Origin of the sequence: Streptomyces sp. AF1A (assembly GCF_047340315.1) — a bacterium.
Lineage (GTDB): Bacteria > Actinomycetota > Actinomycetes > Streptomycetales > Streptomycetaceae > Streptomyces.
The window spans coordinates 1-12813 of record NZ_JBLEBI010000195.1 but is presented as its reverse complement, the minus strand read 5'-3'; the positions used below and the strand labels follow the sequence as shown (position 1 = coordinate 12813).

The following is a 12813-nucleotide window of genomic DNA, read 5'->3' as shown; positions in this document are numbered from 1 at the left end:
CTGGTGCGCGGTGCGGCCTTCGGCGAGGACGACGCAGTGGCGGGCGAGGCGGCGCACCATCGCGAGGTTCTGCTCCACGAGCAGCACCGGGACCGCCTCGGCGGCGCGCTCCAGCACCTGGGCGACCTCGGTGACCACCTTGGGCGCGAGGCCCTTGGTGGGCTCGTCGGCGATGATCAGCCGGTTGCCGCCTAGCAGGGTCCGGGCGATGGCGACCATCTGCTGCTGACCGCCGGACAGCGTGCCGGCGGCCTGCCGGGCGCGCCGTCTCAGCTCCGGGAACAGCTCGTGCACCAGGTCGTAGGCCGGTTCACCCGCGCCGGGCCGCTCGGCCAGGCGCAGGTTCTCGGCCACGCTGAGGGCGGCGAAGACGCCCCGGTCCTCGGGGGCGTAGCCGATCCCCCGGCGCACCAGGACGTGGGTGGCCAGGTGCACCGTCTCCTGGCCGGCCAGCAGCACGCTGCCGGTGCGCGGAACAAGGCCGAGGATGCCGCGCACGGTGGTCGTCTTGCCGGCGCCGTTGCGGCCCAGCAGGGCGGTGGTGCCCGAGGCGGCCACGTCCAGGTCGACGCCGTGCAGGATGTGCCGGCCGCCGATCACGACCCGCAGGTCGCGCACGGTCAGCAGGGGTGCGGGGCCGGGCGTCACAGCTCCTCCCCGAGGTAGGCCTGCTGCACGGTGGGGTCGGCCATCACGGCCTGCGGGGTGTCCAGCGCGAGCAGCGTGCCGTGGTGCATCACGGCCACCCGGTCGGCCAGGTCCAGCAGCACGTCCATGTGGTGCTCGACCATCAGGACGGTGCGCCCCTCCTCCTTGTGCAGCGACCGGATGAGCTCGGTCAGCGCGGGCACCTCCTCGGCGCTCACGCCGGCCATCGGCTCGTCGAGGAGCATCAGCCGGGGCTCGCCGACGAGGAGGACGGCGAGTTCGAGCTTGCGCTTCTCGCCGTGCGAGAGGGCGTCGGCGCGGGTGCCGGCGCGGTGGGCGAGCTGGGTGCGCGTCAGCACCCGGTCGACCTGCTCGGGGTAGGGGTCGGCGCGGCGCCAGACCCGGTAGGAACCGCCGCCGGCGGCCTGGGCCGCGAGCCCCACGTGCTCGGCGACCGTCATCGCCGGCCACAGGCTGGAGGTCTGGAAGGTGCGTCCGAGGCCGCGCCGGGCCCGGGTGTGGGCGGCTTCCGCGGTGATGTCGCGGCCGTCCAGTTCGATTGTGCCCCGGGTCACCCGGCTGAGCCCGCTGACCAGGTTGAACAGGGAGGTCTTTCCCGCGCCGTTGGGGCCGATGAAGGCGAGGAACTCGCCTTCGCGGACGTCGAGGGAGACGGAGTCGACGATGGTCGCGCCGCCGATCGTCCAGCCGATGTCGCGCAGCCGGAGCACGGGCGCCGGGACGGCACGGGCCTCCCCGGCGACCGGGGCCCCCGCGGCGCCCGGTGACGTCGTGTGCGAGGAGGACATCCGCTCAGCCCGCCGTCCCCGCGGCCGGTGGTGCGACCGCCGCCATCGGGACGCTGTCGATCAGCTGGGGCTTCGCGGCGCTGCCGCTGCCCTTGAGCCGGGCCGTGAACATCGGCTGCAGCAGGGCGTGGTCCGCGGCGCGGATCTGCTCCTTGCCCTTGGGCCCGTCGAAGCTCCAGCCCTCCAGCGCCTCGACCATGGCCGAGGTGTCGGTGGCGCTGCCGGACTCGATCGCGTGCACGATCATCTGCGCGGCGGTGAAACCGTCCGGGCTGAACAGGTCTGGGGTGCCGCCGGCCTTGGTGATGCCGTCGAGCATGGCCTTCTCGACGGCGTTGCCGCCCCCGGCGCCCGGGAAGTAGTGGGCGAGGAAGGCGACTTTGGAGCCGGCCGCGCCGAAGACCGGGTAGGAGGCGGTGCCCGCGAGCCCGGTGACGACCTTGCTCGCGTCCAGCACGCCCTGCTGGTTCAGCGCGGTCCACAGGGCGGGCGCGGTGGAGCCGGCCCAGGCGACGAAGACCAGGTCCGGTCTGCCGGCCCTGGTCTGGCGGGCGAACGGCGTGAGGTCGGTGGCGCTCGGCGGGGCCAGGACGGAGCCGACGTGCGCGCCCTTCTTTCCGAGGACGGCCTTCACGGCGGCCACGTTGGCCTGTCCGAACGCGGAGTTCTGGGCAAGCACGGTGACCTTCTTGCCCCGGGCGTCGCCGAGCAGGGTGCCGGCGGCGAGGATGTCCTGGTACGACTGCCGGCCCGAGCGGAAGGTGTAGGTGTTGACGCCGGTGATCGCGTCGGTCGCGGCGGGCCCGCTGACGTAGAGCACCTTGTTCTGCGCGGCCAGCGGCGCCATCTGCAGGGCCACACCGGAGTCGGTGGTACCGGCGAGGATCTTGCAGCCCTTGCCGACGAGGGTCTTGGCGGCGGCGACGGCCTTCGCCGGGTCGCCCGCGTCGTCCTGCTCGGTGACCTGGATCGGGTGGCCGCCCGCCTTGTTCGTGCCGTGCGTGGCGTAGGCCAGGCCCGCCTTGAAGCCTTCCTCGTACTGCTTGCCGTAGGCGGCGAGCAGTCCGCTGCGGGAGTACACGAGGCCCACCTTCACGGGGGCCGCCCTGCCGTCCGAGCCGGCGGAGGCGGTGCCGGCGGTGCCGGCCGAGGAGCAGCCCGCGACCAGGGCGCCGACCGCGATCAGGGTGAGCGCGCGAACAGATCTGCTTCTGACGGTGTCCGTGAGGCGGGAACGCATGATGAGCGGCTCCTGACGGTCTGCGCGGGGGGTGATGGCCGGAACCATAGGAGCGCCGCGCGACGGGCGGCATGTTGTCGGTCACCGCTCTTTGCGGCCCAGTCATGGCATCGGCACACATGTGGGCCGATGACGCGAGCGCTGCTCGGCTCTTCGGGGCGGGTGCGGGCGAGCCGCGCCGCGCACGTGGTACCGGCCGGCAGGCCCCGCGTGCGGTCGCTTTCACCCGGGTGATTGGCCGCCACGGGCCGTCCGCTCACCCGGTCGCGGCCCATGCTCCACCTCGTCCAGATCTCTTGCCCCGGAGAGGAGCACGACGTGCGTACAGGCAAGGAATACCTGGCGGCGCTGAACGACGGCCGCACGGTGTGGGTGGGTGACGAACGCGTCGACGACGTGGCCACGCACCCGAAGACCAGGGCGTACGCCCGGAGCATCGCGGACTTCTACGACCTGCACCACCGCGCGGACCTCCAGGACGTCATGACGTTCGTGGACGAAGAGGGCGTGCGGCGGTCCATGACGTGGTTCCAGCACCGGTCCAAGGAGGACCTGAAGCGCAAGCGCCACTACCTGGAGACGGTGCAGCGCGAGCTCGGCGGCGGCGCGATCCCGCGCACGCCGGACGTCAACAACTACGTCCTGCTGACCTACGTGGACGACCCGGAGCCCTGGAGCAGCCAGTCCGTCGGGACCGACGGAAGGGACCTCACCCAGGGAATCCTGGACTTCTGGAACCTGGTGCGCGACGGCGACCTCAACGCGACGCCGGCCTTCGTCGACCCGCAGGCGGACCGCTCGCGCGACTCCGCGCAGGCCCATTCCCCCGCCCTGCGGGTGGTCAGCACCTCCGACGAGGGCATCACCGTGCGGGGTGTGAAGGCGATCAGCACGGGCGCGGCCTTCGGCGACTGGATCCACATCGGCGTCTTCTACCGCCCCGGCATCGTCGCGGAACAGATCATCTACGGCGCGGTGAAGCCCAACACCCCCGGCGTGACGATCATCTGCCGGGAGAGCAACGTCCGGGACGGCGAGGACGTCGAGCACCCGCTGGCCTCGCGGGGTGACGAGCTGGACAGCATCATCGTCTTCGAGGACGTGCTCATCCCGTGGAACCAGGTCTTCCACATCGGTAACCCCCAGCACGCGTCGCTCTACCCGCAGCGCGTCTTCGACTGGCTGCACTACCACTCGGCGATGCGCGCGATGGTGAAGGCCGAGCTGATGCTCGGTCTGGCCCTGCTGATCACCGAGCACATCGGCACCTACCAGCTGCCGCCGGTCCAGGCGCGCATCGCCCGGTTCGTCGGCTTCCACCAGACGCTCAAGGCACACCTGATCGCTTCCGAGGACGAAGGGTTCTTCACTCCCGGCGGCATCTACAAGCCGAACGTCCTCATGTTCGACTTCGGGCGCGCGTACTACCTCGAGAACATCGCCGAGATGGCCCACGAGCTCATCGACCTCTCCGGTCGCGCCGCGCTGATCTTCCCCACCGAGGGTCAGTGGCAGCGGCCCGAACTGCGGCCGTGGCTGGCGGCGCTGCAGACCGGACCGGTCGGCAAGCCGCACGAGCGGCTGAAGATCAGCCGGGTCATCCGCGACATGTTCCTGTCCGACTGGGGTGACCGCATCAGCACCTTCGAGAACTTCAACGGCACGCCGCTGCTGGCCATCCGCACGCTCACCATGAAGCGCGCCGAGATGTCCCCGTCCGGCACCATGGCCGACCTCGCGCGCCAGGTCTGCGGCATCGAGAGCGTGAGCAGCGGCGAGAACGAGGAGTCCGCGTACCGGGCCCAGGCGGGCTACGCCCGGCGCCAGGACGCCTCCTAGCAGGCCCCAGGGCCCGGGTCAGAGGATGCCGCACTCCCGGGCCCTGGCGACCGCCCCGCTCCTGCTGTGCGCGTCGAGCTTGCGGAAGATCGCCCGTACCTGCGTCTTGACGGTGTTGTGGGACACGTAGAGCTCGGCGGCGATCTCGCGCAGGGTGAGCGGCCCGCACAGGGCGCGGAGCACGCGGCGCTCCCCCAGCGACAGGTCCTCGGGGCCGGGCGAGGCAGGTGATACGACCGTGTCCGCGCCGGCAAGGGCCAGCAGCTCCGTCAGCACTCCGGGCGACTCGCACCGGGCCGCCGCTCGCGCGGCCGCCTCGCGAGCCGCCCGCGCGGCGTCCGCGTCGTGCCGTGCACGCGCCAGCCGGGCCCGCGTCACGTGGCACAGGGCGCGGACATGGGGTTCGCTGCCGGGCCGCGAGGAGCCCGCCAGCGCCGCTTCCGCACCGGCCAGCGCCCGTTCGGCCGCGTCGGTGTCCGACTCCTCCAAAAGCAGGCGGGCCCGGCAGAGGTAGGCGGACACGGCGACGAAGTGCCCGGCCAGGCCGGCCGTCGCGGCCGCGTCCAGGGCCTCGTCGCTCAGCATGCGCGCCGCCTCGTGCCGCCCGGCCAGCAGGGCGCACAGCGACCGCAGGCCCAGCGCCCGGACGAGTGTCAGGCCGTGCCCGGCGGCATGCGCGTCACGGGTCGCCTCGCCGAGCAGCGCCTCCGCCTCCTCGTACCGGCAGGTCCACAGCAGAGCCGTACCCCGGGCCGTACAGGCGAGGGCGCGCCAGGAGGTCAACGGGACGGTGCCGGCGAAGACCGACGCGCCGAGCCGGTCGGCGGCCAGGATCTCCCCGTTCAGGCAGCAGGCCATGGCCTGCGCCACGGCTGCCGCGTCGGAGACCGTGCTGCCTTCGCCGACCTTCTCCGGCCCCCTCTGCCTGAGCCGCGCCACGTCCAGCCAGCGCCGGGCCGTCTCCGGCGCGCCCCGCGAGAGGGCGGCCATCGCCGCCACGACGCACAGGCGGGCGTCGGCGGTGACCGCGCCGGACGGCAGGAGGTCCAGCCAGTGGGCGACCCGCTCGCCGCGGCCCGCCGAGATCGCCCGCTCCCAGTCGTCGAGCACCGACGCGACGGCCGCGGACTCGTCGCCGCCCAGCACCCAGTGCCGTACGGCCGCCGTCGTCTCCCCCTGCCCCGCGTACCACTGGGCCGCCGACCGGTGCAGCGACGAGACGGTCCGCGGCCCCTCGGACTGCAGGATGTCGGACAGCAGCGCGGACAGCGCCGGGTGCCGGCGGTACGCAGGCGGACGGGTGCCGACGGGGACGAGCAGTTGCACGGTCCGCGCCAGTTCGCGCAGCAGCACGCCCGCCCGGTCCCCGGCGAGGGCCTGGCAGGGTCCGGCGCCGAGTTCGTCGAGCACGCTGGTGCGCAGCAGGAACTCGCGCTGCTCGGTGGTGAGCCGGTGGAGCACCTCGGTGGCCAGGTACTCGGCGACCGCCTGCCTGCCGCGCCCCGGTCCGGCCGCGCCGGCGGACTCGTCCGCCGAGCGGGCGAGGGCGCGTCCCATGATGCACAGTCCCGCCGCCCATCCCTCGGTGGCCTCGTACAGGACGCTCACGGTGTCCGCGTCCGCGGCGTACCCGAGCAGGCCGGCGAGCACCGTCCGCGCCTCCTCGGGGGTGAAGGCCAGGTCGTGCTGGTCGAGTTCGGCGACCAGCCCCCGCGCGCGCAGCGCCGGCAGGGGCCTGCCCGGGATGTCCCGCGTCGACAGAACGATGCGGAAGCCCTGCGGAAGCCCGGTCAGGAAGTCCTCCAGGCTGCGGACCGCGTCGGCGTCCGTCACGGCCTCCAGCCCGTCGAGGACCAGCGTGAGCGGGCCCTGTCCGCCGAGCCCGGCCAGCAGGCCCGGCAGGGTCTCCTCGACCCATGTGTCCAGCGTCCAGGGCTGCTTGCCGAGTCCGGCGGGCAGCTCGGGCCGCACGTGGTGCAGCGCCCGCAGGATGCCGGTCCAGAGCCGGCCGGGGGCGTTGTCGTACGCGTCCAGGCTGAGCCAGGCGCACTCGCCGCGCGCCGCCGGGCCGCGCGACCACTCGGTCAGGAGCACCGTTTTCCCGGCACCGGCGGGTGCGGAGACCACCACCACGGGCTCCGTCGACGTGTCGAGCCGGCGCAGCAGCCGCGGGCGGCTCAGGTGATGCGGGGGCTGGACCGGAGGCCGCAGCTTGAACGCCGGTACGGAGCTGGTCATGGCACCTTCATCGAGGTCGTCGGGACGAGCGGAGCCCCCGGTGTCCGGGTCGCCTCACGGGGGCGGGACATCGGGGGCGCCGCGGGGGTGGGTCTCGAGCCGCGCGGCGGGCCTGCTGCAGACCGCCGCGCGGCCGTCCTAGTGCGGCGCCCTGAGCGCGCCGAATCCGCCCGCGAAGTAGAGCAGCGGCCGGCTGTCCACCCGGTGTTCGCAATGGATCACATCGCCCACGAAGATGGTGTGGTCCCCACCGGGCAGGGCCTCGGCGACGTCGCACACGAAGGCCGCGATGGCGTCCTTGAGCACCGGCACACCGTGGTCGTCCGCGGTCTCGACACCGGTGAACTTGTCCGGCTTGGAGGCGGCGAAGTTGCGCGCCAGGAGCTCGCTGCCCTCGCCGAGGACGTTGACGGCGAAGCGCCCGTGCTGCGCGATCGCGGCCCGCGTGAACAGGTGGTTGCCGATGCACACGAGCAGCTGCAGCGGGTCCAGGGACAGGGCGGAGACGGCGCTCGCCGTCATGCCGACGGGCGAGCTCCCCGTGCGCGTCGTGATCACGCTGACACCCGTGGCGAGCCGGCTCATCGCGGCGCGGAAGACGACTGTCGTGTCAAGGGTTTGCGTCATCGGAAACCTCCGTCGAAGTGGGTCTGGACCCGTGGGGTGGATGAAGCGTGCAGCCCCGGCTGTTAATGCCGGGAAAACCGGCCCGTACCCGGGAGTTCGGCGGGCGCCCGCACGGTCCGGCGGCTCATCGGCGCAGTCGGCCGACCAGGCGTCTGAGGTCCGCGGACGGGGGCACGCCGAGCTCCCGCATGGCGCGCAGATAGCCCCGGTACAGGTCGAGCACCTCGTCGTCCGATCCGACCGCCTCGGCCGCGCCCAGGGCGACGCGCCAGGCCTGTTCCCGGTAGGGATCGTCGTCCAGGACCGCGCGTGCGAGCCCGCGGGCGTCCCGGACGCGGCCGAGGTGGAGGGCGACGGTCGCCGCGTCCACGCGGGCCTGCAGGAGGACGGCGTCGAGTTCGTCGCGCCTGGTGTCGAGCCAGGGGGTCGAGAGGGAGTCGAAGTAGGAGCCTTGCTCGGCGACGGCCAGGGCGGAGCGAAGCGTCTCCCACCGGTGCTCGCCGTCCTGCCGTGCGGCCTCCGCCAGCAGACGCTGGAAGGTCCCCGAGGCGCTCACCACCGCGGACGCCGGTGTCAGCCGGTACACGTCGCCGTCCTGCACGAGCGACAGCCCGTCGGGCAGCACCTCGCGCAGCCTCAGTACCGCCTGGCGGAGGTAGCTGCGCCCCGTGGCGCTGCTCCGCCCGGGGAACAGCGACTCCAGCAGGGCCTGGCGCCTGGCGCTCGCGGCGGGCCGGGACACCAGATAGGCGAGCAGTTCGACGCTCTTGGCCAGCCGGGGGTGCACCTCCCGCCCCTGCGCGACCAGCCGCACCGGCCCGAAGTCCTGAAGCGTCAGCCGGGCCTGCGCGCCCCCGGCCGCCGGCCTCGCCGTCGACAGCGCGGACACGAGCTCGTGCCAGCGTGAGGAGTGCGTGCGCTCCGCGTCGGCCCGGCGTACGGCGACGGAGGGCACGTCCTCCAGAGCCTGCAGCAGCAGGTTGCGGGGGCCCTGGGCCGTCGCGACCTCCAGGGCCAGGTCGGCGGCGGCGTCCGCGCCGTCCTCGTCCCCGGTGCGCCACAGTGCTTCGCTCAAGTAGACAGCTGCGGTGGGGAGTTCGACACGCCGGTCGGCCGCGCGCATGGCGGAGACCGCCGCGGTGAGGTGGGACACGGCGTCGTGGGCCCGGCCGGCCAGCAGCAGTCGCAGGCCGCGCCAGGTGCCCGCCAGTTCCGCGGTGAACGCGAAGCGCGCGCACCCTCTGCGCTCCGCCTCGGCGAGCGCCCGGGCCGCCCGCGGCAGGTCGCGGTCCAGGCGCAGGGCGAACTTCGCCTCCAGCAGCAGGCTGAGGATCTCGTACACGAGGGAGCCGCTCGACGCGATGCGCGCGCGCCCGGCCAGCAGCGCCTCCCATGCGTCGTCGCGGCGTCCGAGGTCCGCCATCAGCTCCGCGGCCTCGAACGCCGCCAGCCAGACGGGTCCGGGTTCGTCCGCGACCGCGGCGTACGCCTGTTCCGCCTGGGAGATGCGCCCCTCGGCGCGCAGCGCGGCGACCGCCCACGGCGTCCCCGCCACACGCCGCCAGGCACCGGACGAGCCGTCCCGCAGTTCGCGCAGCCGGCCGGACCGGTAGGCGATGCGCATCACCAGGGCCTCCAGGGGGCCCGCGACGTCGAGCACGTCCGGGGCGAGCCCGGGTGCGCTGTCGTCCGCCAGGGCGAGCACGGCCGCCGCGATGTCGCGGGGGTGGCCGGGCGGCATGACGCTCAGGATCTCGCGCGCTCCGTCGAGCCGGCCGACGTGCCAGAAGCACCACACCAGCAGGGCGAGATCCTCCGCGCCGCCCGGTTGTCCGGCGAGGTCGCGCCACCATGCGGGACCGTGGTGGTCGGCCAACTCCACGCCCCGCCAGCACTGTTCGAGCCCGAAGGCGACGCGGAGCCCCGCTGCGGCCAGGGCCGGCGCGATGGGCGCGGGCGCCGGGCGCATGCGGTCCAGCCAGCTCTCGGCGGTCGCCAGGTCGAGCCGCCCCAGCACCTCGGGCAGTGCGCGTTCCGCGGCGTGCCGGGCCGTGTCGGTGTCGCCGCTCATGAGCAGTTCGGTCACGGCGTCCTCGTGGCGCCCGCTGCCCTGGAGCAGCGTGGCACAGCCCCGGCGCAGGGCACGCAGGGTGTCCTCGTCCAGGCGGACGGTCTCGCGCTGCAGATGGTGGCGGAACCGCGGCAGCGCGACCATACGGCTGCCGTCGGGGGACCAGACCAGCGGCAGCCGCCGGCCGCGCAGGACCGCCATCGTCCGGTCCGGCGACGCCAGCCCGAGGGCGTTCGCCCGCTCGGCCGTCACGCCGTCGTCGAGCAGGCTGGTGCGCACGAGCAGCGACACCTCGGCCGGGGTGAGCTGGGCCAGCAGCTCGGCCGCGACGCGATCGTGCTGCGCGGCCGAGGCGGCGGGGTCGGCACCCGACCAGTCGTAGAGGACCCCGGTGACCCAGCCGCCCGTCGCCTCGACCAGTTGGCGCGGGTCGTCCCGCCGGTCCGCGGCCCGCAGGGCTTCGGCGGCCTCGGCCACGTCGAAGGCCAGCTCCCCGTCCTCGAGGAAGGCCACGCGATGGACGTCGCCGAGCCCTCGCAGCCCCTCGGGCAGGTCCGCCCGGGAGATCAGCACCAGCCTCGGCCCGTGCGGCAGGCTCCCGACCAGGGCGGCGAGCAGCTGCGTCGCGCCGCCGCCCTCGATGGTCTCCACGCGGTCGAGCACCAGCACCAGCCCGGTGCCCGCGAGGGTCCCGGCGAGCAGCACACCGGTCGCCGACGCGGGCAGCCCTCGTGTCAGGGCGCCGGCGAGGGCGCCCGCCGCGGCCGGCGCGTGCGGCTCGAGGGCCGCCTCCAGAAGGCGCGTCAGTGTCCGCCCGCCGGCGCCGGAATCGCCGTCGTCCGGCGTCCCGGCGAGCGTCACCCAGGCGACGGGGCGGGACAGCTCCCGCGCCGCCTGCACCGCGACGGTCGTCTTGCCCGACCCCGCCGAAGCCGCCAGGACCAGGACGGGGTACTGGTCCAGCAGCCGATGGATCCTGCCGACCAGCCTCGGCCGCGGTACGACATGGCCGGGCAGCCGGGGTGGTGCACCGCGCGTGTCACCGGGATCGCTGCTGCTCATGGACGACCGCCTCCCGACCGTGTGTGCGGTGACCGTGTCGTTCAGTCCTCGGGGCGGGGCTCGAGGACGAAGGTGTGGCGCAGCAGGGTGTACGGCTCGTCGGTCAGCCCCCGGCAGGGCCCGGCGTCGGCCGCGTACGAGTCGTACGACGCGACCAGCGACTCCTTGACCCCGAACACGGGGTCCGTGTCCAGGTGCGGGTCGTCGGAGGGGAACAGCATGGTGGTCACGCGCTGGTGCCCCGGCGCCTCGATCAGCAGGTGCACATGGGCGGGACGCATGAGCGACCTGCCCGTGGCGGCCATGTACTCGCCGACCGGGCCGTCTCCGGGGATCGGGTAGCTGGCGGGCCGGATGGAACGGAAGGCGAAGTGTCCCGTTTCGTCGGTCCGCAGCAGCGCGCGCATGGCGGGGTCGACCCGGCCGGGCACGTCCACGTCGTAGTGGCCCTCCCCGTCGCTGTGCCAGACGTCCACCGCGGCGCCGGCCACCGGCGCGCCGCCGCGGTCCACGACGCGTCCCTCGAAGAACAGCGGGGTGCCGGGCAGCCCTCCGGAGATGTCGGAGGCGTCGGCCTGCTGCGGCCTGTCCTCCCGGAAGAAGGGGCCGAGGACGCTGTTCTCCGTGGCGCCGGCGGGGCGCCGGTTGCTCAGGGCGTCGACCAGCATGGTCACGCCCAGCACGTCGGACAGCAGGATGAACTCCTGGCGCGTCGGCGTGCACGTCTGCCCGGTGCGGGTCAGATAGTCCACTCCGCGGGCCCACTCCTCCTCCGTCAGTCCGACCTCGCGGACGAAGGAGTGAAGGTGCCGCACCAGCGATTCCATGATCGTCGCCAGACGGGGGTCCTTGGTGTCCCGCATGGTCGAGATCACGGCCTCGGTGATGGTGTCGCCGGTCAGATCACGCATGGCGCGCTCCAGTGTTGGTCGAGTGTTCGATGACGGAGTCGGTCCGGGGGTGCGCGCCGCGTCAGGCGCGCGGCGCCTCCCCGGCCCAGGCGCGGGTCAACAGGGCGCGGACCGCGGCCGGTTCGACCGGTCGGGGATTCCAGTAGCCGTCCCGCACGACGAGTTCGGCCGCCTGCCCGATCCCCGACTCCGGCATGCCGAGGTCCCGCAGGGCCCTGGGGGCGCCGAGCCGGCCGGAGAAGTCGAAGAGGGCGCTCGCCGCGTCGTCGCCCGGCAGGGCCCGCGCGACGCGCGCCATGGCCTCGGGGGCCGCGGGCGCGTTGTGGGCGACCGCGTGCGGCAGCACAACGGCGTGGGTCTCGGCGTGCGGAAGCCCGAAGGTGCCCCCGAGGACATGGCACACCTTGTGGTGCAGGGCCATGCCGACCGTGCCGAGGCAGGTGCCGGCCAGCCACGCCCCGTAGAGCGCGTCCGCCCGTGCCTCGCGGTCGTCCGGACGTCGCGCGACGACCGGAAGGGCGCGGGCGAAGGAGTCGAGCGCCTCGCCGGCCATCAGGAAGGCGACCGGGTCCCGGTCCTGTGCGTAGAGGGCCTCCACGGCGTGCGCCATGGCGTTGATGCCGCTGACCACCGAGATCGGCGCGGGGAGTGTGAGCGTCAGGTCGACGTCGTACACCACCGTGTCCAGCAGCACTTCCCGCAGCCGCCGGGTCGTCTTGCGGTGCCCCTCGGTCTCTCCGAGGATCGGGGTCATCTCCGAGCCGGCGTACGTGGTGGGCAGCGCCAGCTGCCGAAGGCCGGTCCGCAGGGCGACCGCCTTGCCGAGGCCGACGGTCGAGCCGCCGCCGACGGCGAGCACGGAGTCCGCGCCCACGGCTTCGGCGTGCGCCACCGCCTTCTGTGTGACCTCGACGGGGGTGTGCGGCGCCGCTTCGGCGAAGGTTCCCACGGAGGCGGCACCGAGCAGCTCGCACAGCTGCGCCGCCTGGTCCGCCTGGGCAGGCGTGGACAGGACGAGCACGCGACGGCATCCGAGGGCATCGGCCTCGTCGGGAATGCGGCTGCGCGTACCGCTGCCGAAAACCACTTTGGTGACCTGTCCCCGATGCACGAATGTCTTCATGGAATTCCCTCGGTGCCGCCCACATCGTTTATGAAAGAAAGCGTCGGCAGGCGGCTGATGCGCGTCAACGAAAACTGTTGGCGATAACGGCGATCGAGAGGGAAATACCGTGTTCATGCGACTGCCACCGGCCGCGCGACCGCGGCGTCACGAGCGATATCACCCATCTGCGCGATGCCGGAGCGGGCCGGGGATTCCACCGTGGAGGCAGGTCTGCGCCCGGCGAGAGGAAGCGCGAAATAAAC

9 protein-coding genes are annotated in these 12813 nt (G+C 73.6%); 1 reads left to right on the top strand and 8 read right to left on the bottom strand.

Annotated features, from left to right (window positions below; all coding sequences use genetic code 11):
• The 3 genes from ACLU3S_RS31835 to ACLU3S_RS31825 form a co-directional block, all read right to left on the bottom strand.
• A partial coding sequence (locus ACLU3S_RS31835; RefSeq protein ID WP_413955444.1) for an ABC transporter ATP-binding protein occupies positions 1-648 on the bottom strand: 648 nt, incomplete at its 3' end.
• Positions 645-1457 carry an ABC transporter ATP-binding protein gene (locus ACLU3S_RS31830; protein ID WP_413955443.1) on the bottom strand — a complete coding sequence of 271 codons (813 nt, stop codon included), beginning with the start codon at positions 1455-1457 and terminating at the stop codon, positions 645-647. The genes ACLU3S_RS31830 and ACLU3S_RS31835, both read right to left, overlap by 4 nt.
• A 4-nt stretch (positions 1458-1461) precedes the next feature.
• Positions 1462-2697, bottom strand: coding sequence for a substrate-binding domain-containing protein (locus ACLU3S_RS31825; protein ID WP_413955442.1), 1236 nt, complete (start codon positions 2695-2697; stop codon positions 1462-1464).
• 318 nt (positions 2698-3015) lie between these two features.
• Here ACLU3S_RS31825 and ACLU3S_RS31820 point away from each other — a divergent pair, with 318 nt between their 5' ends.
• On the top strand, positions 3016-4536 hold the full coding sequence (locus tag ACLU3S_RS31820; RefSeq protein WP_413955441.1) for a 4-hydroxyphenylacetate 3-hydroxylase family protein: 1521 nt from the start codon (positions 3016-3018) through the stop codon (positions 4534-4536).
• A gap of 18 nt (positions 4537-4554) precedes the next feature.
• Here ACLU3S_RS31820 and ACLU3S_RS31815 read toward each other — a convergent pair whose 3' ends face one another.
• The 5 genes from ACLU3S_RS31815 to ACLU3S_RS31795 form a co-directional block, all read right to left on the bottom strand.
• Positions 4555-6774, bottom strand: a complete 2220-nt coding sequence (locus tag ACLU3S_RS31815) for a LuxR C-terminal-related transcriptional regulator (protein WP_413955440.1) — start codon at positions 6772-6774, stop codon at positions 4555-4557.
• A 138-nt stretch (positions 6775-6912) separates the two neighbouring features.
• Positions 6913-7401 carry a flavin reductase family protein gene (locus ACLU3S_RS31810; RefSeq protein WP_413955439.1) on the bottom strand — a complete coding sequence of 163 codons (489 nt, stop codon included), beginning with the start codon at positions 7399-7401 and terminating at the stop codon, positions 6913-6915.
• A 124-nt stretch (positions 7402-7525) separates the two neighbouring features.
• Positions 7526-10534, bottom strand: coding sequence for a BTAD domain-containing putative transcriptional regulator (locus ACLU3S_RS31805; protein WP_413955438.1), 3009 nt, complete (start codon positions 10532-10534; stop codon positions 7526-7528).
• A 41-nt stretch (positions 10535-10575) separates the two neighbouring features.
• Positions 10576-11445 (bottom strand): dioxygenase, encoded by an 870-nt coding sequence (locus tag ACLU3S_RS31800; protein ID WP_413955437.1) that lies wholly within the window; start codon positions 11443-11445, stop codon positions 10576-10578.
• A gap of 61 nt (positions 11446-11506) precedes the next feature.
• Positions 11507-12568 (bottom strand): maleylacetate reductase, encoded by a 1062-nt coding sequence (locus ACLU3S_RS31795; protein ID WP_413955436.1) that lies wholly within the window; start codon positions 12566-12568, stop codon positions 11507-11509.
• Positions 12569-12813 lie beyond the last annotated feature (245 nt).